Annotated in this window: 37 protein-coding genes, 1 tRNA gene and 1 rRNA gene; 8 read left to right on the forward strand and 31 right to left on the reverse strand. The window is 32.5% G+C overall.

What is annotated here, in order from left to right; genetic code table 11:
• Positions 1 to 9 precede the first annotated feature (9 nt).
• From BUB90_RS20170 to BUB90_RS20265, 22 genes are all read right to left on the reverse strand, one after another.
• Complete coding sequence (locus BUB90_RS20170) at positions 10 to 1,404, reverse strand: terminase (RefSeq protein WP_073290828.1); 1,395 nt, start codon at positions 1,402 to 1,404, stop codon at positions 10 to 12.
• Complete coding sequence (locus tag BUB90_RS20175) at positions 1,397 to 1,954, reverse strand: terminase small subunit (RefSeq protein WP_073290830.1); 558 nt, start codon at positions 1,952 to 1,954, stop codon at positions 1,397 to 1,399. The genes BUB90_RS20170 and BUB90_RS20175 overlap by 8 nt, the downstream gene beginning before the upstream one ends.
• A 68-nt stretch (positions 1,955 to 2,022) precedes the next feature.
• The gene (locus tag BUB90_RS20180) at positions 2,023 to 2,424 is read right to left on the reverse strand and encodes an ASCH domain-containing protein (RefSeq protein ID WP_073290833.1); all 402 of its coding nucleotides are present in this window, start codon (positions 2,422 to 2,424) and stop codon (positions 2,023 to 2,025) included.
• Positions 2,402 to 3,454, reverse strand: coding sequence for an N-acetyltransferase (locus tag BUB90_RS20185; protein ID WP_073290836.1), 1,053 nt, complete (start codon positions 3,452 to 3,454; stop codon positions 2,402 to 2,404). The genes BUB90_RS20180 and BUB90_RS20185 overlap by 23 nt, the downstream gene beginning before the upstream one ends.
• Positions 3,455 to 3,464: 10 nt before the next feature.
• The gene (locus tag BUB90_RS20190; protein ID WP_073290838.1) at positions 3,465 to 3,992 is read right to left on the reverse strand and encodes an ATP-binding protein; all 528 of its coding nucleotides are present in this window, start codon (positions 3,990 to 3,992) and stop codon (positions 3,465 to 3,467) included.
• A gap of 357 nt (positions 3,993 to 4,349) precedes the next feature.
• Positions 4,350 to 4,997, reverse strand: a complete 648-nt coding sequence (locus tag BUB90_RS20195) for an endonuclease domain-containing protein (protein ID WP_084139397.1) — start codon at positions 4,995 to 4,997, stop codon at positions 4,350 to 4,352.
• Positions 4,998 to 5,146: 149 nt separating this feature from the next.
• Positions 5,147 to 5,560, reverse strand: coding sequence for a sigma factor-like helix-turn-helix DNA-binding protein (locus BUB90_RS20200; protein ID WP_073290840.1), 414 nt, complete (start codon positions 5,558 to 5,560; stop codon positions 5,147 to 5,149).
• Between the two features lie 109 nt (positions 5,561 to 5,669).
• Positions 5,670 to 5,927, reverse strand: coding sequence for a hypothetical protein (locus tag BUB90_RS20205; RefSeq protein WP_139241823.1), 258 nt, complete (start codon positions 5,925 to 5,927; stop codon positions 5,670 to 5,672).
• 221 nt (positions 5,928 to 6,148) lie between these two features.
• Entirely contained in the window at positions 6,149 to 6,565 is a 417-nt protein-coding gene (locus BUB90_RS20210; RefSeq protein WP_073290845.1) for a DUF3795 domain-containing protein, read from the reverse strand.
• A gap of 281 nt (positions 6,566 to 6,846) precedes the next feature.
• Positions 6,847 to 7,188, reverse strand: coding sequence for a helix-turn-helix transcriptional regulator (locus BUB90_RS20215; RefSeq protein WP_073290847.1), 342 nt, complete (start codon positions 7,186 to 7,188; stop codon positions 6,847 to 6,849).
• 296 nt (positions 7,189 to 7,484) lie between these two features.
• Positions 7,485 to 8,132 (reverse strand): replicative helicase loader/inhibitor, encoded by a 648-nt coding sequence (locus BUB90_RS20220; RefSeq protein ID WP_073290849.1) that lies wholly within the window; start codon positions 8,130 to 8,132, stop codon positions 7,485 to 7,487.
• Positions 8,125 to 8,979 (reverse strand): phage replisome organizer N-terminal domain-containing protein, encoded by an 855-nt coding sequence (locus tag BUB90_RS20225; RefSeq protein ID WP_073290851.1) that lies wholly within the window; start codon positions 8,977 to 8,979, stop codon positions 8,125 to 8,127. Before BUB90_RS20225 ends, BUB90_RS20220 begins: the two co-directional genes overlap by 8 nt.
• Complete coding sequence (locus BUB90_RS20230) at positions 8,966 to 9,325, reverse strand: putative PDDEXK endonuclease (protein WP_170865546.1); 360 nt, start codon at positions 9,323 to 9,325, stop codon at positions 8,966 to 8,968. The genes BUB90_RS20225 and BUB90_RS20230 overlap by 14 nt, the downstream gene beginning before the upstream one ends.
• A gap of 200 nt (positions 9,326 to 9,525) precedes the next feature.
• Complete coding sequence (locus BUB90_RS20235) at positions 9,526 to 10,179, reverse strand: putative HNHc nuclease (RefSeq protein ID WP_073290853.1); 654 nt, start codon at positions 10,177 to 10,179, stop codon at positions 9,526 to 9,528.
• Between the two features lie 8 nt (positions 10,180 to 10,187).
• Positions 10,188 to 10,700: a hypothetical protein gene (locus BUB90_RS20240; RefSeq protein ID WP_073290855.1), complete on the reverse strand. Its 513-nt coding sequence runs from the start codon at positions 10,698 to 10,700 to the stop codon at positions 10,188 to 10,190.
• Positions 10,701 to 10,708: 8 nt separating this feature from the next.
• Positions 10,709 to 11,185 carry a siphovirus Gp157 family protein gene (locus tag BUB90_RS20245; RefSeq protein ID WP_073290857.1) on the reverse strand — a complete coding sequence of 159 codons (477 nt, stop codon included), beginning with the start codon at positions 11,183 to 11,185 and terminating at the stop codon, positions 10,709 to 10,711.
• The gene (locus tag BUB90_RS23675) at positions 11,172 to 11,327 is read right to left on the reverse strand and encodes a hypothetical protein (protein WP_170865547.1); all 156 of its coding nucleotides are present in this window, start codon (positions 11,325 to 11,327) and stop codon (positions 11,172 to 11,174) included. Before BUB90_RS23675 ends, BUB90_RS20245 begins: the two co-directional genes overlap by 14 nt.
• Positions 11,314 to 11,481, reverse strand: a complete 168-nt coding sequence (locus tag BUB90_RS23680) for a hypothetical protein (protein WP_170865548.1) — start codon at positions 11,479 to 11,481, stop codon at positions 11,314 to 11,316. The genes BUB90_RS23675 and BUB90_RS23680 overlap by 14 nt, the downstream gene beginning before the upstream one ends.
• 41 nt (positions 11,482 to 11,522) lie before the next feature.
• On the reverse strand, positions 11,523 to 11,705 hold the full coding sequence (locus BUB90_RS20250; protein WP_073290859.1) for a hypothetical protein: 183 nt from the start codon (positions 11,703 to 11,705) through the stop codon (positions 11,523 to 11,525).
• Positions 11,706 to 11,783: 78 nt separating this feature from the next.
• Entirely contained in the window at positions 11,784 to 11,969 is a 186-nt protein-coding gene (locus BUB90_RS20255) for a DUF6906 family protein (RefSeq protein WP_073290861.1), read from the reverse strand.
• Between the two features lie 115 nt (positions 11,970 to 12,084).
• Complete coding sequence (locus BUB90_RS20260) at positions 12,085 to 12,303, reverse strand: helix-turn-helix domain-containing protein (protein WP_073290863.1); 219 nt, start codon at positions 12,301 to 12,303, stop codon at positions 12,085 to 12,087.
• A 13-nt stretch (positions 12,304 to 12,316) separates the two neighbouring features.
• Positions 12,317 to 12,778: an ORF6C domain-containing protein gene (locus BUB90_RS20265; RefSeq protein ID WP_073290866.1), complete on the reverse strand. Its 462-nt coding sequence runs from the start codon at positions 12,776 to 12,778 to the stop codon at positions 12,317 to 12,319.
• A gap of 87 nt (positions 12,779 to 12,865) precedes the next feature.
• On the opposite strand from BUB90_RS20265, the gene BUB90_RS20270 reads away from it, so the two are divergent.
• Entirely contained in the window at positions 12,866 to 13,267 is a 402-nt protein-coding gene (locus BUB90_RS20270; RefSeq protein ID WP_084139399.1) for a hypothetical protein, read from the forward strand.
• Here BUB90_RS20270 and BUB90_RS23685 read toward each other — a convergent pair.
• The 3 genes from BUB90_RS23685 to BUB90_RS20275 are packed head-to-tail and all read right to left on the reverse strand — an operon-like array spanning position 13,264 to position 13,745.
• Positions 13,264 to 13,431, reverse strand: coding sequence for a hypothetical protein (locus tag BUB90_RS23685; RefSeq protein WP_170865549.1), 168 nt, complete (start codon positions 13,429 to 13,431; stop codon positions 13,264 to 13,266). The two genes, BUB90_RS20270 and BUB90_RS23685, sit on opposite strands and share 4 nt — an antisense overlap.
• The gene (locus tag BUB90_RS24160) at positions 13,424 to 13,546 is read right to left on the reverse strand and encodes a hypothetical protein (protein WP_278277315.1); all 123 of its coding nucleotides are present in this window, start codon (positions 13,544 to 13,546) and stop codon (positions 13,424 to 13,426) included. The genes BUB90_RS23685 and BUB90_RS24160 overlap by 8 nt, the downstream gene beginning before the upstream one ends.
• 10 nt (positions 13,547 to 13,556) lie before the next feature.
• Positions 13,557 to 13,745 (reverse strand): helix-turn-helix domain-containing protein, encoded by a 189-nt coding sequence (locus tag BUB90_RS20275; RefSeq protein WP_073290869.1) that lies wholly within the window; start codon positions 13,743 to 13,745, stop codon positions 13,557 to 13,559.
• Between the two features lie 196 nt (positions 13,746 to 13,941).
• Between BUB90_RS20275 and BUB90_RS20280 the strand changes: the two genes are divergently transcribed.
• Genes BUB90_RS20280 through BUB90_RS20290 form a run of 3 tightly spaced genes read left to right on the forward strand, consistent with a single transcriptional unit; the run spans position 13,942 to position 15,722 of the window.
• Positions 13,942 to 14,364, forward strand: coding sequence for a helix-turn-helix domain-containing protein (locus tag BUB90_RS20280; protein WP_073290872.1), 423 nt, complete (start codon positions 13,942 to 13,944; stop codon positions 14,362 to 14,364).
• Between the two features lie 8 nt (positions 14,365 to 14,372).
• Entirely contained in the window at positions 14,373 to 14,807 is a 435-nt protein-coding gene (locus BUB90_RS20285) for an ImmA/IrrE family metallo-endopeptidase (protein ID WP_073290874.1), read from the forward strand.
• A gap of 42 nt (positions 14,808 to 14,849) precedes the next feature.
• Positions 14,850 to 15,722, forward strand: coding sequence for a hypothetical protein (locus BUB90_RS20290; RefSeq protein ID WP_073290876.1), 873 nt, complete (start codon positions 14,850 to 14,852; stop codon positions 15,720 to 15,722).
• Here the strand turns inward: BUB90_RS20290 and BUB90_RS20295 are convergent.
• Positions 15,705 to 16,115 carry a hypothetical protein gene (locus BUB90_RS20295; protein ID WP_073290879.1) on the reverse strand — a complete coding sequence of 137 codons (411 nt, stop codon included), beginning with the start codon at positions 16,113 to 16,115 and terminating at the stop codon, positions 15,705 to 15,707. The genes BUB90_RS20290 and BUB90_RS20295 overlap by 18 nt on opposite strands.
• Before the next feature lie 296 nt (positions 16,116 to 16,411).
• Here BUB90_RS20295 and BUB90_RS20300 point away from each other — a divergent pair, with 296 nt between their 5' ends.
• Positions 16,412 to 17,632, forward strand: a complete 1,221-nt coding sequence (locus BUB90_RS20300; RefSeq protein WP_073290882.1) for a tyrosine-type recombinase/integrase — start codon at positions 16,412 to 16,414, stop codon at positions 17,630 to 17,632.
• A gap of 97 nt (positions 17,633 to 17,729) precedes the next feature.
• Here the strand turns inward: BUB90_RS20300 and BUB90_RS20305 are convergent.
• Positions 17,730 to 17,802 (reverse strand) — tRNA-Trp (locus BUB90_RS20305).
• 258 nt (positions 17,803 to 18,060) lie between these two features.
• Positions 18,061 to 18,732 (reverse strand): cyclic nucleotide-binding domain-containing protein, encoded by a 672-nt coding sequence (locus BUB90_RS20310; protein ID WP_073290885.1) that lies wholly within the window; start codon positions 18,730 to 18,732, stop codon positions 18,061 to 18,063.
• Between the two features lie 273 nt (positions 18,733 to 19,005).
• Between BUB90_RS20310 and BUB90_RS20315 the strand changes: the two genes are divergently transcribed.
• Both BUB90_RS20315 and BUB90_RS20320 read left to right on the forward strand, forming a co-directional pair.
• On the forward strand, positions 19,006 to 19,428 hold the full coding sequence (locus BUB90_RS20315; protein WP_073290887.1) for a DMT family transporter: 423 nt from the start codon (positions 19,006 to 19,008) through the stop codon (positions 19,426 to 19,428).
• Positions 19,429 to 19,443: 15 nt separating this feature from the next.
• Entirely contained in the window at positions 19,444 to 19,881 is a 438-nt protein-coding gene (locus BUB90_RS20320) for a DMT family transporter (RefSeq protein WP_073290889.1), read from the forward strand.
• A gap of 7 nt (positions 19,882 to 19,888) precedes the next feature.
• Here BUB90_RS20320 and BUB90_RS20325 read toward each other — a convergent pair whose 3' ends face one another.
• Positions 19,889 to 22,111: a methyl-accepting chemotaxis protein gene (locus tag BUB90_RS20325; protein ID WP_073290892.1), complete on the reverse strand. Its 2,223-nt coding sequence runs from the start codon at positions 22,109 to 22,111 to the stop codon at positions 19,889 to 19,891.
• A 192-nt stretch (positions 22,112 to 22,303) separates the two neighbouring features.
• Between BUB90_RS20325 and BUB90_RS20330 the strand changes: the two genes are divergently transcribed.
• Complete coding sequence (locus tag BUB90_RS20330) at positions 22,304 to 22,993, forward strand: LiaF transmembrane domain-containing protein (protein ID WP_073290895.1); 690 nt, start codon at positions 22,304 to 22,306, stop codon at positions 22,991 to 22,993.
• A gap of 83 nt (positions 22,994 to 23,076) precedes the next feature.
• On the opposite strand, the gene BUB90_RS20335 is transcribed toward BUB90_RS20330, so the two are convergent.
• Together BUB90_RS20335 and BUB90_RS20340 are read right to left on the reverse strand one after the other, a co-directional pair.
• On the reverse strand, positions 23,077 to 23,313 hold the full coding sequence (locus BUB90_RS20335; protein WP_073290898.1) for a hypothetical protein: 237 nt from the start codon (positions 23,311 to 23,313) through the stop codon (positions 23,077 to 23,079).
• Positions 23,314 to 23,695: 382 nt separating this feature from the next.
• Positions 23,696 to 23,989 (reverse strand): 23S ribosomal RNA (locus BUB90_RS20340); the annotation flags it as partial.

The following is a 23,989-nucleotide window of genomic DNA, read 5'->3' on the forward strand; positions in this document are numbered from 1 at the left end:
TCAGCCACCTCATTTTCTCTCAACTCCTATCTTATCTCTATATGGAATCCAGCCATACTGTGTACTGTTAATCATATGATCGTTACGGTCCTCAGGAGTGTTATCTTTATCCTCTAACCATGAATAGACCTCACACTCATTTATAAATACCTTACAAGTATCAACCACATAAAAATAAGGCTCTCTGCCCTTCTCTTCATCGAAAGACAACCAGCCTAACTGTAAATTAATACGGTCTATAATTTCAATCTTTTTATAAGCATTGTTAAATATATAAAGGCATTCATTATGCATTCTCTTGTACTTTACAAACTCGGTTAATGTAGCTTGATCTGCACTGTCAACAAATACGTTCTTTGCAAATCCCCACTCTTTTCTATTACGTTCTAAGAATTCAATGTAATTGACGACTGTATCAGATGGTGCTATTGGATTTTCTAAGTTTGCATTGTTATAAGCCTTTTCATCTAGCAATATGTATCTGCCTTTGTTTGTGATACCTGAAAACGACATTGCAATCGTATCCGGTGATTCTTGCGAATAAGCTGTATCAAGTCCACTTGTGAATATTGTAAAGTATTCCTCTTGATGTCGGTCTTTCTGAATGAACTGCTTTGCCCATTCCTTTGACTTAACATGCCTCTTTCTATCAAAGTTCACAAATACCATACCTGTGGCTCTTCCTCGTAATCCAAGAATCTTATTCTTCCATAGCTTTGTCCCTTTCGGCACATTCAATTTAATCTGTTCTATTTTCTCCTTTGGAAGTCCCCAATTATGGTCAAAAGAAAAGAACCAATGAACCCAACCGGGCTTTGGTTCTTCGCTTAACATCTCATTTATTTCTATAGGTGCATCATCTTTATAATCTGGTAATGGTCTACTACAATTTATATACTCTTTGTACACTGGTAAGTTTGGATCATCTGGATTAAGTGTTGCCATGAAGTAATCACAACGCATTGCTGCTTCTCGTACAAAATCAATATCTGCTGTGTTAACTTCATCAATGTATAAGCAACCATACTGTCCACCTAATGCCTTTTGCCATTTCTTTTTATCACCATAACCCATGACATATACTACTTTATCACCTTGGCTAGTATGATAGAGAATATGTGGTATCTTCTCATCTTTCGTACCATTCCCATTGTATTCTGTGAGTATTCCAAAATCATCAATAATACCAAGGTCCTTATTGATTATATTCTTTTCTGCGGTACCTGTATCCTTAGCTGCAATGATATGATACTTCTTTGAAGATGCAGCAACCTTAAGCATAAACTTAAAAATGCCCACAGTAGTTTTCCCTGCGGCTGTTGTACCTTCTAGGAACTCTACTGGAGCATCATATCGTATAAACGTTTTATATTTATCTGATAGTATTAACGTTTGATCACTCACTTGGATCACCACGCATCTGCATAAGAATATTATCTAGCTTTGATACCTCTTTCTCTAAACCAGATACCTCTAGCTTGTCCTTAAACATACCCAAATGTCTACCTAGAAGTTCCAAAGCCTTAACCTTATCACATGTAGCAATCTCAACACCGTTCTTTCCCATCTTGATGCTTGCAATAGCTTTCTTCTTATCAACTGGTAGATTATCTGTCAGTTCGAGTTCGACATCTTGATATTCTATTTCTTCACCTTGTTGATTACGACCTTTTTTCATTACAACCTTAGCAAAATCAGAGCCATTTGCGAATGCTATTGCTGCAAGCTCGCTAAGAACCTTGTCTTGGGTGATTTCAGTTCGCTTTTCACGGTCTTTCATTCTTTGGTTTACATATTCTGCAACCTTAACATTTCTTAACATTCTAGCACTAGCTGAAGCTGCAGTTTCATCATTCTTTACATTCTTATAAACAGATCTGTAAGCTCTGGTGGCATTTAGATCTACCAGGTACTCATCTATGAATAACTTTTGCTTTTCTGTTAACTTTGCCATCAGGCTCACTTCCTTTCGTATTGTTTTGGGATGAAAAAAGCACCTACAATAAAGTAAGTGCTTTTCTTTTAATTAACAAGCAATAATTCCATTTGATTATCCTCAATATATTTAAATGATTGAGGTGGTACAAAATTACTTGATTTTTCATAAGGATCTATCGGTTTTTCATATCTATAGAATTCCTTTATTTGAATCGCATAAGCTTTATCTCTACCTTGAAAATACTCATTGAAGAATTCTAATGATATTCCAGAGTACTCTTTAGTCTCAGACCATACTTCATCAGGCGATTTATTAATTATTTCTCCTACAGTAAATTCTCCTATAATTTTACCGATTGGCATGCTCGCATATATTATAACAGTATCCACGTTTTTCTTAAAAATTTTTTTCCGATATTCAAACCTTTTCGCACCTGTAATTATTTCCTCTACAAATACAGGCTTAATTGATAATAATGCTTTCATTTACCTCACCAACTTTTAATATTTGACTAAACTGTTCATCTGTCACTTTCATAAAACCCCAATAATTGCTCCTTGGTAATCCAAGTGATTCTATTAACTCATGTCTTGTAATTCTCTTCTTAAAAGCACAATTATAAGTCATATTAATAGCTATACAATTTCCTTTCTTATACCATTTTGATAAATCGTCCTTATCAAATACACTATAAGTACATGCATACCTATAAAAATCTTCAAAATCCTTAAATTCATTTTGGCTTTTAACAGTTTCAACTATGCACACAGAAGTTACAACAGATGAATATTCAGCATTTTTTCCAGCCTCTGCTGTTCTGTAAACAATAATAATATCTCCATTTTGTAAGCTATCAACTCCTTCCATTCTACAAATATAGATTTTATGAATAGAATTAGTATATGGAACATCTTTTAACATGGTAGAGCTTTCATTGTTTAACATTGAATCTGGGAACATCACTGTATGATAATTTGGATATATACTTAATAAAAATTTTCTTTTACTATTGGTATTAATTAGAGGGTAATCTGTAATGACATTCCCAGTAGTATTTGTAAGTTCCTTTAGTAATACTAGTTCTTCTCCATTAGAAGACTTTTTAACACCGTACTTTTGAAAACCATACTTTTGAAGCAATGAAATTAATGCAGAATGTTTTTCAAAGATGGTTACATAACACACTGATGCTTTTTCTTCAATAGCATAATCAAGAGCAGATTTGATAAAACGTTCTCCAAGTCTTGTCCCATGTGGATTTATTTTAAAAGTACCAATTTTAACAATTTTCTCAGACTTGATCACAGGCTCAACATCATTAATATATGTACCATCAAGTTTTACATATAAAAAACCATCAAGATTACTTTCTTTATCGTAATGAACATAGGCAAATTCTTCAGCCTTTTTATGAAACCAATCTTCAAATCCAACATAATCTTCTCTTAACGAATCAAAAAAATGATCACTCAAGTTTATCTGAGTAAACTTAACGTATTGTAAATTCTTTCCCATTATATCCTCCTCAACTTATTTGCTGAATTAAATTTACTATTTTTTTAATATCGTCATTAATATTAAATAAAAGAAATTCAGCTTTTAGTTTCTCTGCTATTTTAATAGCATGTTCAACTTCTTTTCTTTGAAAATTCTCTATATAATCAAAAGAATAATTTATACGGTCTCTTTCAGATATTCTTTTAATAATATTATTTTCATCATCAATTAGAACCACTATAGCTTTAATATTTAGTTTACTAAATGTATCTAGCGGTATCTCAATTATTTCTTTTTGTTGATTCATTAAACAAAAATGTCCATCTAATATTATTAATCTCTCATTTTTTACATATTCATCAATTGCATTTATTAAAATGTTTTGATTTTCCTCTATGTTTTTTACTTGCTTACTTTCATCTACTTTTTGCCCCACGTAGTCCCTCATTAAATTACTAGCAGAATATACACCACATATATGTAAATCTTTTAACTTTTTACATAAATAACTTTTTCCGACACCATGTATACCACCTATCATAATAACCTGGCGCATATCTTTCCCCCTCTCTTAGTATATCAATATTTGAATACGAACGCAAGTTCTAGTTGAAAATAGCTCACTACATATCCATAATATCCCTTATTACGTCAAATGTCAACAAAAAAGCACATACACAAGGCGGTTGTGTACATGCTATTTATATAAGGGTATAGGGGAGTATTGTAATTCTGGTATACTTGCCAGATACGATTTAGAGTATATTATCGTGAACTTGAAACCATCGAGTGGGAATTGCACCCACTCTTAACACGCTAGTAATGGTAGGAGATTCAATGTCAAATGAAGTATCACCCAGCATAAACCAATAACATGTTTTTTATATACTTGCTATATTATAATTATAAAATGTTAAGCAAATAATTTAGAAGATTCTTCTATAACTTGTTTTATGCTAGTCAATTTATTATTTATTTGATCAGTGCTTACATGAAGTATTTTCCAATTAAATCCTAACTTTTTTCTGATAAAAAAATCTCTTTTAGCTTCTGCTTCTTTGTTTGTGTGATATATACTGCCGTCAACTTCTAGTATAACTTTCTTATCAGGTATTACAAAATCTATTCTATATGTGCCGATTTTCTGTTGGTGAATTATCTTATATCCATCTTTAAGCAATTGAATAGCCATCATGATTTCCTCTGTACTACTGAACCATTGTGGTCTATGTAATAGTTTATGAACAGTATTTATTGACTTCTTGTATTTATCTATTGATTTTACTTGCTTTTCAATTCTGCTTACTGCTCTTTCAAACCTAGCTTCTTTTAATGTTTGTTCATACAAGTCTCCATATAACTCACTTTGTTTTTCATCTACATTAATTTTAGGCGAAGCCTCTTTCCTCTTGCGTTCCAGATATTTTTCTTTTTCCTTGCAATTTTCACATAAATATCCTTCAGCTAGATATTTTGCTATTTTCCTATGTAGACCTCTTTCTCTTCCACATTTTTTACACGTGTAATAAGTTATTCCTCTCTCTGTTCTTACTTCGTACATTATAACCCCGCCTTTCGGATTAGCCTAAAACAGTAACGGAGCAGTAAATGGACAGGATTTCCACTTTTCGTTACGTCTAACTATACTGCCCCATATACAAATTATAATACATGCAATATGACATGTCAATGTTATATATATTCTATAACTTATAGAATAACTATAACTATTTTATTTAATGCCCTTCCATGCACCCTGTGTACAGTTCTTATGTTTAAACTCATTATTTTTGATATATCCCCCCACTTTCTCAATTCAATGTATCTCTTTCTAATTACCTGTTTTTCTTTCTCATCTAATCCAACTATACATCTTTCAATTTCTAAACGTTTCTCTTCAAGTTCCTGTTTCTTATAGTTAATCTCTGTAATCAGTTCATCTAGCTTAACTATGTAGTCACTCAAATCTGTATGCTTATGCACTTTTGGCATATCACTATACTTAATTGCCTTTGCAGATTCCATGATCTCTATCAAGCTAGCTTTCTTATACTGTAACGACAATATCTTTCTATATATCCATCTATACCCTTGTAGGTACTCTTTCTTTTCTTCTGTTGTCATTAAATCATCTCCTACTACTTATGTACAATTTAATCCACATTCTATCCACAGTTCATCATTTCTCTGTGGATAACAATAACGTCACTCCTCATACTCACTTCTATTCACGCTATTCTTTCACCTTAACACCGTTCTTTAGTAAAAAGTATAGATCAACATAAGACGGGCTATTATTTGTATGTCTTCCTTTTTCTACCCACCCAACACCATTTTTTGTTTCTTTCTTCATAACCTCTGTCATGTGTACACAATATGGGTAATGCCTTAAAATCTTGTAATATCTATATCCATTAAAACGCTTTCTAAAATCAATAACGGTATATTCTTTCACCTTAAATATAGTACCTACTGGAAACCGTCTTTTCATTCCATCTATAAAAATCTTTTGTTTACTCATTTCTTAGAAAGGAGCCGATGCATCATTACCTTGGCCAAGGCTCCGACCTCCTTTCTTGTTTTAATTTGAAAATTTTTAGTTTACCGTACAAAAAAACTACCAACTGAATATTGATAGTTGATAGTCAATAGATACATATTCAATTTATTCTCTGCGTATTATGCTCATAATCTCACCGACAAACTGGAAGTTTACTCCCTCATTTTTTCTTGACACTCACTACATTCTCTATCGTGAATGGAAATAATGCCACCGCATTTTGAGCAAGTATATCGCTCTTTCTGTTTTTCCATAAAGGCTTCTAATCCATATTGTTGCACAAACTCGCTATTTTCCATAAGACTTGCTTGATACCGCTTGTTGTAGCTTTTTTCAAGACTTTTTATCAGCTTGCATGGATAGTCTGAACACTCAAAGCAATAGGACAATCCTTTGTCTTTGACACAGTCTTTTATCTTGCATTTACGGCAATGTTCTGGCTTTCCTTTATCGCTATTCAAACAGCCTGCACATGGCTTTTTGTGGTAGCAATGTTTATAGCAAACTTTACAATTCATTCCGCAAGGGGCAAACATTATAGTATTAATACTTTCTGTTGGCATTTTCATAATCTATTACTCCTTTCAAAATTCAACCCACCGACAAATTCAAATTTACCTTTCCAAGCAAAATATAAATAATCCTTATTGGAAGCATATCATATTTTTTACTAACTATCAATTTTCAATTATCAATGTACTTACTTCTGTAAATCTTAATTTACAGATTCAAATATCAGTTTTAATACAAAAAAACTACTAACCTCATATTGATAGTTAGTAGCTTTGAAATATATATTCTGTTTTTTTCTTTCGGATTATGCTAATTCGTTCCACACAATCAATTAAGCTTATTCCACTTCTTTCAATAATTCTTCTACAGATATACCATATAACTTTGCAATTGCAAACAAATTAGATGTGCTTGGGTCAGACGTTCCGCTTTCCCATTTTGACACTGCCTGTCTGCTCACCCCAATCATTTCTGCCACAAATTCTTGCGTCATCTTACTACGGGTACGATGCTCCTTCAACGCTTCTCCAAGAGATTTTCTCATCGCAGATTTTTCCTGTCGAACGTCTTTTGATTTTATATATTTCAAAAGAGCACGGACAATAAGCACGAACAATCCAATAAACGCAATCATGATAATAACCATCACAATGGCATAAAATGTTACAAAAATACTCATATTAAACTTTCCCCTTTCTGTTTTTTTATATAATAGCAAAAATGACTGGGTTGCCACTACCAGATATCGCGCAACTATCGGTTGCGGATGTATAAAACTGTAGATTGTAATAATAGTCTTACAAAAGAATACTATAAATCATACCAACTATCAATATTTAGTTTTCAATGTACCTTAGTTAACTAAACTATCAGCACGCTTCAAATTCCGTCCTAGGTGAACTATCTATATATTTTCTTTTTCGGTCTTAATTTTCACTTCATTACCGTGTAACTTGTGTTCTTCTAGCAACTGCATCACCTTCCTAATTCGCTCTTAAGTTGTTGCAAGCTTTCTGACACACTACTTGATAGCTCATATTTTTCAAACGTTTCTCTTGCCTCTTCTTTCTTTGTTTCGATTAGCACTTGCTCTGTTTTCTTATACCCAATAACTTGCTTTATATCGCTAGGAATACAATCTAATTCCTCTTCTCTTTTTACAACACTGTTATATATTCTTAAGAAATTTGAATGTGTAACAGTTTGTATTTCTTCAAGTCCTAAACTAGCCCACTCCTTTAGTATTGCAGGACTTCCAACAGCTTTTTGTACCAATGCAGGTAGTTTATTAAACTGTTCTTCCGAGTTATACAAACTGTTTCCTAATGCTTTAAATACAAGCCCCCACGCTTCTATTCCATTCATTACTTGTTCTTTATTGCTTACTTTTTGAATACTTCGTATGTAAGCAATTATTTGTCCTTGGGCAGGTGGAAACCCTTTTGTATCATTAGCTATATAGCTTTTAAGTGCCATCTTTACAACATTTACATCATATTCTTTTAAAATCTCATGCCATATAAATACTGTATTTTGCATTACACTAGCATTTATTGACTTATAATGATTAGGATAAGCAGCAATGATTATTGATACTACATCTGTTGTTTCTTGTTTATTCATCAAATGCCCCCTCTTGTTTCATTCTTTGTAACATACTAAATGCATCTTCTTGCTGATTTAAGTTTGAAATAGACTTACTATCGTCATAATTTCCATCAAGAATTTTTGCCATATTCGCATCTTTTAGGATCCAATCGAAATTAGCACTCCAATTCCTTGTATTTTTACCTTTTAAGAAATCAGATTGTTCAGCTTTTTCAAATACTGTCTGTATATTTGCTAAGCTATATGTTTTTAATCGTGCTTTTATAGCTTTTTTACGTGCATCTGATAAAGATTTAAGCCGAGGGAACGACACGCAAGTGTTGTTATACATATCAGCTATTTGCTGATAATCTATTCTTTCTCTCTTATCTTTATCTTCTTCTTTATCTTTATCTTTATCTTTATCTGTTGCGTTACCATGCGTTACATCACCGTTACTGGTAACGTTACATGTAACGTTACAGTCAAGTAACTTTTGATTATATCTATGTTTTGCTACTCTTTTTCTCGTTTGTTCTCTAATTTTTTCGAGACCTTCAACATTTTGATATTTTTCCCATGATGATATATAGAAGACGTTATCTATTATTTCTATCATTCCAAATTGTTCGAAAGTTCTTAATGCTAATCTTAACGTTGAAGCACGTTGTTCCATATTAAATTCAGTTATCAGCATTTCTTCTGTATATGGTATTTCTTCTGTGAGATAGATCATTCCATTCTTATTTGCTGTACCTGCTAGACATAATAATTTAAACCATACAACAATTATGCTATCACCATCTGGCATACGTTCGATTTGTTTGATTTTTCGGTTATCAAATACTTGAGTAGCTAATTTTATCCACTTAACCTCTGCCATTTGACCACTCCCTATATAATTCAATAAAATCTTCCATGTACATCGTAACTTTCCACTTCTTACGGTTCTTCCTGTGAAAAACAACAGGTAATACACGTTCATAGAATGGTAAATCACGTTTGCCTTTGTTGTCTCTATCTGCCTGTTCTAGTGCATCATCAATGTTAAGTTTTTCAACTCTTTTACATTCGATATGTATACCAGGTAAACCCACAAGATCTGCTTCACTGTCTTCTGTTTTACCGTTATACTGAACCGAACGTCTTGTTTCATATCCATACTTTGCAAGCTCCTTGGCAAGTTCTAACTCTCCTGCTTTGCCTTTTTGTTTACTATTTATACTCATCGGATTCCTCCGTTCTTCTTTTGTTTAGAGGGAGTTGCCACACTCCCTCATGGATAAGGAGTAATATTCTGTGATATATTTATTAATCCTTAGGTGCTTAATGCTTATGCATTATTGGTTAATAAGTTACATTTATATGTATCTGTGAACATGTAAAATCATTTTTTAGGCGGGTAATTCTACAAGTCCAAAGATTTTAACTAAGTAATTTCTGCGTCTATTTCGTCGTTATACACGATTCCGTAAACATGATTTTCTTTAAAAAACCTCAATTCATCACTATGACAAATTGTATGATGTTCTCTGCATAGGCTGATTAATAATCTATTGCTGTTATCTACCCTGTTTCTGTTGTTTCCCATACCTACTCTTGAGCCTTCGCAATGGTGTATGTCTGAATTTTCCCTACCACATACAGCGCATTTACGATGCTTAATGCAGTAGTATAAGTATTTTGATACATCATCGGTTCTGTTTACTCCTAAATCTTCAAGGATAACCCCATGCTCTAAAGTAAATTCCATCAGTGTATTGATAAATTCTCTAGCTGTGTCCATGGAGCATGTTGAAAGTGAAAAGTAATTACAACCAGTTCTAGCAATATGTAGATACTTAAGCCACTCTTTCGCTTCCTCTGGAAGATAACCAGTATACAGAGATATGTCAGCTATTGTTGCATAAGCCTTCTTCCTCTGCTCTGCGCTTATATGCCTACCATCGTCTAGCCAAACGCCTGCATTTCGCATCTTCTTTGCTTCAATTGGTTCTTGAAGATTTACATTAGGTATAAACATTCTCAGCTCGGTACCGTCTTGATCTATTCGGTAGCCTGTTAATTTTGCAAGTTGATACACGAAACCACCTACTTACTAGGATAAACAAATACATTTTTTCTTGTTTTTGTGTTATTGATTGCAAGCTTTTCAATATTTCTTTCGCTATCATAAAATATTTGGGATACGTAAAAAGAATCAGAACATGTATACTTCTTTTTCCCTTGATATTCAGATACATTAATGGTGCATTTATCTTTATTAATCCAGATAAAAGGTGCTGTATAAAGCTCTCTACCGATTCCCCAATTAAAACAGGCTCTTTTAAAGCTATCGCTTGCTAACCCTTTTTCCTTCTCCGTAAAACTTTCTGTGCCTGTATCCTCTTTTGACACCCAAACTCCCTTATCTTTGTCCCATATGCTTACAATACAATTAGCATTTTCTCTAGTATGCGATCTAATCCAGTTCATTTCTCCTACTGTTTCATCAAGTATATTCATATCGCATCTTGCATCTTTATAGAGGAGCAATGAAACTCCACTTTCTTTAACCATCGCAATTCTAACATCTATCTCGCTAGCCTTTAAAAGTCTAAACATGTTATCACCTACCTAATTGATAATGATTGAGTTTGCTCTAAGTGTGCAAATTCCAACTCCTGTGTTTTAAGTAATTTTTTAATTGCAGCGTTATCTACCTTAGGTTCTTGTGGTATTAAAAATTCTTTCGGTACATCACCAGTTACAACTAATTTTGGTGGATTCTTACGTAACGATACAGTGAATAAGATTGTTTTCACCTTGCTATTACCAGTAGCTTCTAACATGGTTTGCATAACTGCTTTCATTCTCTTAACATTGTTGTCAATGCTAGCTTGTCTTGCTTTTAATCTCTCTATTTCCTTTTGCAACGATTCGCTGTAACCATTAAGCGAATAAATAACCTTACAATAACTATCACACTTATATTCAATTTCACCTTCCACTGCTTCAAGAGTATCTTTAAATACATCTTCTTCTATTTCTCCATCTTGCATCATTTGATAAAGTTCTAATGCTGCACCTGTTAATTCATATAATGTCATATTCATTATCCTCCATTTCTAATAAATACTCGTCTTTTCGCCCTAATCGACATCTATCTGTGCCATAACGGTTGTAATACTCTAAGTCTTTTTCTTTCTCTCTGTCATATAGATCAAATCTATCAAGGTTATCTGGTATCATCTTCACACCTCAAATCTTCATACGTTACACACTTTACAAATATCTCGTTCCTGCTCTCGATACTTTGTACATCATGTATCAGTGTTTTAGCTGTACATGTACCATTTTTATTGTGTTTGCACGTATCATCGTTGCAAAATACAATCTGCAACATTGACATCTACCTCCCAATATGTTACATTAGTGTTGTTAATTTTATTTAGTGCTTGAATCCTTTGAAGTTCCCGCTTCTGAGGATTCTTTTATTGCTCCAATGGCTAATAATCCTGCTAGTTTTCCTTTTGCATATAAGTCATTTGGATTCTTTCGTAATTCTTCTAATGCAGTCTTTTCTACACAGTCTACCGCTTCTGCATCTAAAGCATATAATCTTTGCATGTGTACTCCTTTCTCATATATACAGCTCCTGGTTTCTTATGTATCAATGCTGATACTCCATTCTATTTGGTTGCATGTCTACTCATTGCATGTCTTCCTTTCCCTTGTTGGATATTTTGTAATCATTTTTTTCTTACCATTATTTCTGTTTATGATGTGTAAATAAAAATCAGTTTCACTAATAACAAACCAGTTATTCACAACAAACATGTTGTCTCTAATGATTTCCTTTTGTCTACGAGTTGGTTTCTTCGGCTGTTTCATAGGCCCTCCTTTATTCTTCTGTTTCAAATCCAACTACTTGTCCATTCTCTATAACAACTGTACTACCGTTTAAATAGTAATCAAAAACGTAATCTGTCAAAGTTCTTTTTTCCATCTATTTCGCCTCCTCTATTGGTTTCACATTGTATGGATCAGTAAGATCATAACCCTCATACTTCTTCATAAATTCTTCAACTGCTAGTCGTCTACATTTACTAATACGTCCTATTTTTAATCTAGGCAGTAATCCTGCTTTTATATAATCATTTACTGTATTAAGATTGCATTTTAATATCTTTGCAACTTCACTTGTTAAAAGTAATTCATCTGACATATGTATTCCCTCCTTATTGCAATGCCATCTGTGCGTTACAATCTCGAATTTCTTCTTGTAATATCATTGGTAACGCATAATGTTCAATTATCTTAAGTGCCATATCACATTGGTTACGCTTTAATGATTTGTAACTGCTAACACCGAATTGTCGTTTTAATTGCTCATAAATATCCGTGTAAACCTTTGTACGCATAGAATTATCTTTATAAGAGTTACTATCTTTACCTCCAAGGCACTTAACCCCCATCTTCTTTACTGCTGTTGTAATACGATCCATATCACAACCTAAGAGTGGTAAATCCTGCTTGAAGTTCTGAAGGTCTTTATCAACCGAATTGACACGACTAATTACTATCTTCTTATCTAATTTGAGAAAAGCATATAACTTCTTTGCTGTAGTCATACCTTCTTCATCAATCCCAAGTGCGATTTCAATAGGTGTTTGATTTGTCACTGTTTGTAATTCATTCATATAATCTTCCTTTCTTGTAATGTTTTGTATTTTCTCCTATAATGTAAGTACCGTGTGCCAGACGGAATACTTTTAAAAGGAGTGTTTATGACGAGTGTTAAAATTAAACTTAATCAATCTGCTATAAAGAAACTCCAGCAGCAACTAGAACTTCAAGCAGGAGGTAACACAATGCCACCACTAACCAGAGATGCTGATAAAATGATTTGCTGCCTATACAAAGAATACTTAACTAGGCGAGATCATGGGATATCAAAACGCGATTCAAAAAGATTCACTAATGAATATTTCAAGTCTGATATTGTGCTTTCTAAGTGGCAATATACAGATATATCTGATACTAAAATGGAATTAGGTCAGAAAAAATATTTACACGTTTACATAGGTGATGAATTTGAGCTCGATGATAACGCAATAGTATACATGGAAAACCGATTTAAAAATGATTTAACCGAGGTAATAGACATCGTATCAAAGTTCATTCCCTAACGTCTGCTCAATGTTATCCTTGCATTATATGTTAATACCCATTCACCGTTCTCAAATGACAAATCTAATTTATCGCAATCATTTGGGAGCGGTACTCCATTAACCTCAAATACTTTCTTTTCTAAATCGAAATGTAGTACTTTTAATTCAGATTCTTTACTCATACCAAGCCCACCTAACTTCTATAATTGATAGCCACATCTTTTGCAACTGCCACCACTCACCATCTTTTTCAACAAAACGGTTTTGATAACCGTTCCATAATTCTGTTTTTATCATGGATTACCTCCTATTCTTCTAAAAAATATTCAATTGTTACACCAAAGTAATCAGCTATTTTTTTTAGTTTGTCTACTTTGGGCTTACTCCTACCACTTTTCCAGTCTGTAAATGTTGACTTCGTTATTCCAGTCATCATACTCACTGCATAGTCAGTAAGTTTTGCTTTATCTCGAAGCTCAACATATTTTTTATACATATTTCTTTCACTCCTTTCCGAACTTTTTCTTGCAATTAGTTCGGAAATCAGTTATAATATATTTGGTAATTAATAATAATAAACAAAATGGCTTGTTCTGATTTCCGAACTTTACATTTCTATTATAGTTCGGTTTTCATAACATGTCAATACTTTTTGTACGGATTTTAAAATTTTTTTGAATGAGGTAATAATAATGTATGAAAACTATTGTAAACTAAGAGATTTAAAAGGGTTGAAAGATTCGGACGTAGCGCGAATTAGTGGTATTACAAAATCAACTTTTTCTGATTGGAAGAACGGAAGAAGTAATCCTAAAAACGAAAAATTAAAGAAAATAGCTGATTGTTTAGGAACTACAGTGGATTACCTTATGACAGGAAAAGAACAAGATAAAAACGAAAGAGAACTTACTCCAAAAGACGAAAGAGATATAGCAAAAGACCTAGAACGAATCATGGAAAAACTCTCATCAGGTGAAGATGGACCTGCAAGTTACAATGGTGAAGAACTTGATCCAGAAGCTGCAGAATTATTCCGAGATGAATTACTGATTGCACTAAGAAGGCTTAAACTAATCAATAAAGAGAAGTACACACCAAAGAAATATAAAAGGTAGGTATACTTATGGGGGAAATAGAGCGAATAAAACATCTTGTAGAACATTATAAAAAACTCTATCAAACTTCTGACCCTTTTGAACTTGCTGACCATTTAGGAATACTTTATCAAATAGGGAATTGCAAACATGAGGGACATTATATGTTTTTAAAGAATCATCGTTATATATTCTTAAGTAATAAATTAGAAAATAACGAATTACGCTTAGTTATGGCTCATGAACTTGGTCATGCCTTACTGGACAAAAAGACGAGCTGTTACTTTATTCGAAATAAAACCTTACTATTATCTTCTAAAATAGAAAAAAGAGCTAATTTATTTGCAGCCTTTTACTTAATTACTGATGATATGATACAAGAATACAAAGGATTTACAATAGACCAATTTGCAAGATGTACAGGAATTGACAAAGCCTTAATTCAATTAAGGCTCAATACATAAATTTTTTTGAATACTTTTTATCAGTACAAAGAAAGGGAAAAAATGAGTATAACAAAGATAATAAAATTCTATTACGTTGAGCCAGAGCCATGTATAACAATAAATGGAATGAATAATGAACATATAAATAAATTTACCTACGATATTTTTCATTCAGCTATTCCAAACATAGACTATTACACACTGGAGTTTGAAAAAAAAGAGTTGTTCTTTGATATAATAGAATATGACAAAACAAAAATATTTGGAACTTGTTCTGTTAAAGAAATAATAAAACCAACAAATTTTATGCTGGAAAGAAATAAAAAAACCAAAGAAACAAAACCTTTTACAACTATTGGAAACGAATCCGAATTAGAAAGCTATACATTTTTCTATGTAGATTTTTTGAGAAATAGAATGGCTGTAATTGCTAATAGAAAGATAACTAAAATACATGAGGCTCTATGCCAACTTATTTGGGAACGTTCTAATAATTGTTCTAAAATTACAATCCTGCCTGAAATGATTGAAGATATGACAGCACGAGGTCAAGCTTTATCTGAGTTATCTTGGTTAGAATACGAATTAGGAAGATCTTATTCCAAAAATTATATCCCACCATTAAATGATGCTCTCGATTCAGACTTTACATCGACCAAGGTAAAGATAGCATTACGCCTAGAAAATGCAAAGCCCAAGACAATAATACCTAAATTATTGTCTTGGAAAAAGCAAAACACTCAAGGCGAATTAGAAAAATTACGATTGATTGGAAAAAATGAATTTGGATTAAACGAAACATTAGATTTTATTGAGAATATATACACAAAAACAGTACCACTAGAAATCTCTGATGATACTGTAACAAATATAAATTATATTAAAAACTGTTTAGCAGAGTTTCTTATCCAGCATCTAAGAGAACTTACTTAAAACAAGTATATAGTAAAATGTTATTAATGTATTAGATAATCCTCCACAAAATAAATACACTACCCAATTATTATGAGAAGTAAATAACCATATAAGTAGCGAAAGTGTAAGTATTATTATACCTATTGCTATATTGGAAAGTAAGATATAATTATGCCCAGAATTTTTCATTCTTCTCTTAATGTCTTCACTTTTTGGAAAAGAAAGATAAATGGTTAGAACGGTTAGTAAAATACCTATTAAACTTGTTATAATTCCCACAAGATCATCTGTCTTTTCAATTGTATTTATAGTTATTTCAAAAGATTTATCAAGACAAAAAATACAACTTACTATAATTACGGGTACTATAAAACCCGAATAATATTTTATCTTACTAATAATCCTGTTCATAAACACACCACCTTTCACTACTATTATACTTCACAAAATGTTTTTAATCAAACATAAGAACACATGTTCTCATTGACTTGTTTATATAATAATAGTTTATATACGAATTGTCAATATATACACAACTTTTTAATCTTTTATCAAAAAAACCGCCCCTGCGCCAACAGGAACGGCTAAACTACATACTATACCAGACCAAAACTGATAAAGTACCTTGCAAAAATATTTTATCATCTTTGGTGTGGTTTAGTCAACCACGCTATTTTTATGCAAAAAAACATGAAAGGAGAACAATTATGGTTACAAAAGGATCTCTCTTTAAACAAGGTAACAATTGGTATTACCGTTACATGTATAATGGTGTACGAATCTGCAAAAAAGGAACTACCGATAAAGCTGAAACTAGATCACTCATGCTACAGTCAATAGCAGAAACCGAACGTTCTGGTAAAGTATTTATACCAACTGATATGACAGTATCAAATCTTTTGGATATTTGGTATGACGAATGTGTAAAAGATGTACTTCGTCATGGTACTCGGTGTGATTATCTTAATGCTATTAATAATCACATTAAACCTATCCTAGGAGATAAGAAATTAAAAGATGTCACAATCGATGATTTACAACAGTATCTTGATGGAAAACAAAAGAAATATGCTCCAAGTACACTCAAAGCACATTTGGTTGTTTTGAATGGTGCTTTCCGATATGCTGTATATCCTAAGAAGTATATCAAAGATAATCCTATGCTCTATGTTCAAAGAAAGAAGATTAATAGGAACCTCGATACTTTTCTTGACTTTGAAGATGACAGTAAGATTAAAATTATAGATTCTGATACTTTTCAAAAGATCTTATCAGTAAATACAGAACCCATGTATTACATGGCTCTACTTATCTCCTATCATACTGGCGCACGTGCTGGTGAAGTATGTGGATTATCATGGGAAGATATTGACTTTACTAACATGACTATACGTATTAACAAATCTATGTTTTACAACACGGAATTAAAACGATGGGAACTTGGTAAAACAAAAGGTGGGAAACCTAGAACTGTAGACTTTGGTAAAACATTGCTTGATATATTAAAACGTGAAAAGAAACGTCAACTAGAATCAAAGATGTACTATGGAGAATTCTATAAAAATACGTATTATGATGTTGAAGAAATTGATGGACTAAAACACATTAAGTTAATTGATGATACTGATAAAAAAGAATCCAGTACTCCTATAGACTTTGTTTGTAAAAAAGATGGTGGTGAATTATTCACCAATCAAACAGTTAAGTACCTTGTTAAGAAAACCAAAAAAGCACTTGATATTGAATTCAATTTTCATATGTTACGACATACCCATGCTACGATATTAATAGAAAATGGAGCTATAATGAAAGACGTACAAGAAAGACTTGGTCATACTGATATAAGGATTACAATGAATACATATTCTCATGTAACTCCTAAAATGAAAAAACAAACCGTAGATATTTTTGAACGAGCATTATACTAGTTATGGTAAATAAAAATCATTTGCCATAACATTTGCCATAAGCTCGTTTTTTAGATAAAATAAAACCTTGTAAATGCTTGATTTACAAGGTTTGTGACAGGGGCAGTAGGATTTGAACCCACGACCTGCGGTTTTGGAGACCGTTATTCTACCAGCTGAACTATACCCCTATGTATTAAGTTATGTTGTCCGTTCATCAACGGTTCTTCTATATAATACATTAAGTTGTGTTAATTGTCAATATTATTTTAAAAATTTATTCATTATTTTTTGTTTTCTATTTTTATTCATTATCTATTCTACAAAAGGTGACATAGCTACAGATCCTAGATATTTCTGTTGCTATGTCACTTCTAATAAAAAAACCTAAGAAACAATAATTGTAAACCACTGTACAAAGATAGGAAACTTTAATCACTTTTTTAAATCTATTTATATACACTCTCACCTAATGCAACTAATTTGTCATAATCATTAATATGATAACCATTCCCTAGCTTTTCCATGTACTTATTCTCACAGAATTTCTTAATACAACGTAATAAATGGCGATAACTTGTGCCTAATAATTCAGCCGTTTGAATTAGATTTTCACTAAAATATAACTCCGTACTCATAGAGATAATATATGCGGCTAAACGATTCTCTAAAGGATACAATAAGTTTCTAGTACTATTATTTGAAATATTATTTAGCTTTGAGGCCAATTGTGTTGCAATTGTACGTAATAACTTATTATCTTGTAATAATAAGTTACGATATCTTACCGTAGATATACGGAAACAAAGCACTTTGGTTATACATTCCACATTGGCAACCATTGGTTTACCAATCATCAATTCAACATCCCCAACAAATTCAAATTCTTGGTAGAAAGAAAATAATAATGATTTTCCTGACTCTGTCGTTGTATAAATTTTAGCCTGTCCTTCTAAAAAGAAATAAATAAAATTTGCTTCATCACCTGCACGGCAAACATATTCACCTGCGTGAAATTCACATAATTGAATCTCATACCGATTTTCAAGTGTTAGAATATTCTGGAACTCAAACTTATCTAGATAAAATTTGTATAATTTCTCACTATGACTTATTTCCAAAGTAATAAACCTCCCCCTCCCTAGTCTAGAAACTTTCAACTACTCAAATCCTTAATAAACTTCAATAAAAAAACACTTCAATTAACCCAATGTCCTTATCTTAATTCAAATTAATAACACCATAAGAAATATTTTCTATATATAGTGTGACATATGTCATATACTTATGCAAGAATTATTCATATAATCGTACTAAATCATTTATATAGACTCTTACAAGAATCTTTGTCATGTGTAATAGTCTTAAATAAAAAATATAAGAAAGGAACTACTATGATACAACTATTAGCAGTACTTAACGGCATTTTAATTACCACAATGACTATGATGAATGGTGAATTAGCTTCTCATATCGGGAATTACCATGCTACTGTATTTATTCATCTATCAGGGCTTACCCTAATTACACTGTTTTATGTCATACAAAGAAATAAATTCAAAAAAGAAAATAAAAAGGTTCCATTATATCTATATTTAGGTGGTACCATTGGAGTATTAACAGTGGTATTCAATAATCTAAGTACAATGTATCTAGGTATTACAATCACATTAGGAATAAGTTTATTTGCGCAAACAACTACTTCCTTAATAATTGATCATTATGGTTTTCTAGGGAGTATCAAACACCCATTTAATAAGCACAAGCTAATTGGACTAGGTAGCATCCTACTAGGGATCTTTGCAATGTTCTTATAAAGAAAGGAGAAATAAATGGCATTTTTTGCAGCTATAACATGTGGGATTACTGTTATTATTAGCCGTACTACCAATGCTCAACTAAGTAAACACATCAGTAATAGGGCTAGTACTTTCTATAATTATCTAACAGGTGGAATTGTTTCTTTAATTGTACTACTTATCTCAAAAGAAATTGCTCCATCGTGGGTTTTTCCAGATAACATAAGCGGATATCTCATGTATCTTGGTGGTATCGTAGGAGTTTTCTCTATCTTACTTTCTAATTATATCACCCCTAAAATATCTGCCTTCCAATTAACTATAATATTATTCATCAGTCAGATATTTACTGGAATTATTATTGATTGGTTACGATATGATACCCTATCCATTGGTAAAGTTATCGGTGGTATCCTAGTACTATTTGGATTAATCTACAATACGTATATTGATTACAAACAACGTAATTAAAATTAGTTTACAGTTTAAATTCAGAAATACTGGAATTCAATTGTTCTGCTAAATCCCTATTCTCAGACACCGCTTCACATGTATAGGTGGTTAACTGATTAATGTCTGTATTCTGTGATGCCACATCTTTAATATTAATAGTAGCATCCTCTATACGTTCTGTTATGTCAGAGACGGACACTTGAATTTCCTTCATATTTTCTGTTAGTTCCTTTACTTCATTTAATATAGCCATCATATTCTGATTCATGCCAAGAGAATCTTCATTATACTTTTCACTGATATTACCGAATTCTTGATAATCTAACAACACACGATTCTCTAAAAACTCTCTCGTCTGTTCAAGGCTCTTCTTCATACTATCTACTGCCATATTTGTTTGCTGAATGATTGCACTAATATTAGTTACCGTAGCGGCTGTCTGCTCTGCTAATGAACCAACTTCACTTGCAACTACAGCAAAACCTCTACCAGATTCCCCTGCACGAGCTGCTTCTATGGAAGCATTTAACGCCAATAAACTGGTCTGGCTTGCAATATGTTTAATAATTTTTGCCATCTCATTAATCTGTTCTACAGATTTGGATTGCTCCATTGCAATACTAGTTTTTTCTTTTATATCTTTGTATACACTAGTAATCTCATTTATAGACTGTTGTGTCTTATCTTGAATATTTTCCGCTTTCTCCTTAAGAGTAAGAGAAAGTTTTGCTCCATCGTTCGTCATGTCTCGTATTATAGTTGTGTTTCGTTCAATCTCACTTATATTTTTATAAATCATCTCCGTTGAAGCACTATTTTCTTGCATCGCTTCCGATAACGCATCTGTAGTTATAACACTTTTTTCTACATGATTGGTTACCTTGTTACTTATATCAATTAATGTATTATTATTAATACTTAATTCCTTCGTTACTTGTTGAATTTCATTCACTACATTTCGTAACTTTTTACGCATCTTTTGAATGGAACCTGTAATTTCACCAGTCTCATCCTTTCGATTATTCATCTTATTCAATTCATCTTCGATTATATCCGTTTGGAAATCTAGTTCTGCTGTATCATTAATTAATTCCGTTAGTTTCTTAAGTGGTTTTGTAATACGATTTGCTAAGATATAGGCTACCGATATCAGCAGAATTGATGTTGCTGTACAAGCAAGTATAATCTTATTAATCACGGAATTCATTGAGGAAAACAATTCTGATTGATCTCCGGATAATATAATATACCAATCCGTATTTCCTAATTTCGTAATAGATGCTAACTTGACAATCCCATTCTCTTTATATCTGAAATAACTTACCGCCTTCTCATTAACAACTCCATCTTGTTGATCTATAGTCTCTTGACTAGCCTCTTGTGGTAAAGAGTTAGATGATAATTGTTCTACTATCTTTTCATTGGTGATTACACTCCCAATCTCCTCCGTATCATTACTATATAGAATCGAATTTTCAGAATCTACTAATTTAAATTCACTAGAATCTACGCCGTCTATTAACATATTCTCGCTGTCCGCTGTTATAGTACTTACTGGTATTACAATCATAATTGCGCCTTCATCCGCTCGCTCAGACTCCATTGTATTTCCTACTTCTTGAGTATTATTTGCTTCCTCAGTCTCTGGTTTCATAATACCTGCTTGTCCATTAGCCTGTGGACCTCCAAAGGTGCCATCCATCAAACTTCCTGCACCACCATGGATAGATACCAACATTCGTACGGATAATTCATTGGTGTTTTTGCTTAAATAAACATCACTTAATGAATAATTACCTCTTTGATTTAGCGAAGTATAATAACTCTCAGAAGATATATTTTCTCCCTTCACAGTTTCATCTGTACTATATAAAACAGTTCCTTCCGTATTGATAAAACTGATACTTTCATATGTACTATTAACATTTATAAACATATTTGCCAAGCTCTCTGCCTCCTGCGAATTATCTGTTTGATTAGACGAGATATAACTAGCAATCGCATCAGAACTTAATAACATGCTTAATGACTCATTAATTCTTGTTAGTTTCGTATCTATAACATCCGAATAAGACTGTGCTAGATTCACCATATTCGTTTGAATCGACTCCTCTAATGTGTCTTTGGCATAACTTAATGCTATTGTATTATTGATCAACATCATTGTAAGTATTATTACTAGGCACAAGCTAACGAATTTATATTTTATTGAAAAACCTCTTCTCTTGTATTTTACGGTTCCACTCATTAATGGACTCCTCCTTTATGCACATTTTTGATAGCGTAATTATACCTATCGTTTGTGTATTATCCTTGTAAAATGTGTGAATTATGTTTGAAAATACATGACAACAATAAGGCTAGAAATTATGACAAATGTAACTTGTTTATCACTGTAAAATACGTTACTCTATTATTAGAAAGGGGCGTGATTGTTGGTATGAGGAAGAGATTATCTTCATCCCTTTGGGGATTGTTTTTTATATGTATTGGTATTCTAATTGTAGGTAATATGCTTAGTCTATGGAATTTTACACTGTTTTTCCCTGGTTGGTGGACATTGTTCATAATTATTCCTTGTTTTATACACATTATCTCTGATGGTATCCACATTGGTTCAGTAATTGGCTTAACAATTGGTATATTACTTCTGTTAATGCGCCAAGATGTAATCGATACGGCTTTAACAGGTAAATTGATTATTCCTATTATTTTAATTATCATTGGTCTGGGGATTATATTCAGGAACATGGCCCGTACATCCATTAATAAGAATTTTCATGATTTTGAAATACATTATGATAAAAATGCATCAAACTATACTACCGTCTTTCAATCAAGGAAGATATTTATACCTAGAGAAAATTTCTACGGTGCAACCTTAAGTTCTGTCTTTGGTGAACTGCAAGTTGATTTATCAGGTGCTATTATTACACAAGATGTAGTTATTCACTGTTCTAGTGTGTTTGGAGAAGTTCAATTATTAGTTCCCTCTAATGTACATGTCAAAACATCAGGTTCACAGATCCTCGGATCAATGAGAAATAATACGAAACAAATTTATGACAGTGGTAAACCTACCATTTATATAGATTACTCAGCTGTATTTGGCGAAATTATTATACGTTAATAAGCATGTATCTGTATGTAGCAAGAAGGCGACCTTAAATGGTCGCCTTTTTAGTTTTATAGAAGATTTACCATTCATCTACCTTAAGTGAGACTAAAATCTAAATCAAAAAAGAATGTGCTCTTGCACATTCTTTTTATATTTATAATTATAAGTACTGTTATTCCTTCGAATGCATTTTTACTTAAACAATAACCTACAAAGTCATATTTATACGTACGATAACTCCAGTAGTTATCTACAATCTGCATCTGTTGAATCAAGTTACCAACGAAATCAAACTCCCAAGTGGTTAATTCACTTCCAGAATCAATTATCATATTATTTTCATGAAACTGAGCACTACTTACATATGCAGTTCCTTCCCAGAAGTTATCAGAACCAATCCTATAATCAATGTCTGATTTCCATAAATATCATCTATCTTAATAATTGTTGGATTTCAAAATGATTCAATGATTAATTCTCATTTCTCTAGCAGAACAAAATGATTCTAGTGTTCCTATGTAAAATTTAGTTGAACAGTTTAGAATTATTTAGAGCATAGTATTTTATAACATGCACTTTGATAACGATATGTTATTAGAGTTTCGGAGGACAACACTCCTCCTACAGCAAAAAAGCCATTAATCATAATGATTAATGGCTTTCCTTCTCTTATATCTTCAAAACTACACATTGAATTTTTGTCAGATCATTCTTTTGGTTAAGCCCTCGACCTATTAGTAACAGTCAACTGCATGTGTTACCACACTTCCATCTCTGTCCTATCAACCTGATCGTCTTTCAGGGGTCTTACTAGCTTGTGCTATGGGATATCTTATCTTGAGGGGGGCTTCACGCTTAGATGCCTTCAGCGTTTATCCCTTCCAAACTTGGCTACTCGGCCATGCACTTGGTAATGCAACCGATACACCAGAGGTTCGTCCAACCCGGTCCTCTCGTACTAAGGTCAGCTCCTCTCAAATATCCTACGCCTACGCCGGATAGGGACCG

Origin of the sequence: Anaerosporobacter mobilis DSM 15930, from assembly GCF_900142955.1 — a bacterium.
GTDB classification, from domain to species: Bacteria; Bacillota; Clostridia; order Lachnospirales; family Lachnospiraceae; genus Anaerosporobacter; species Anaerosporobacter mobilis.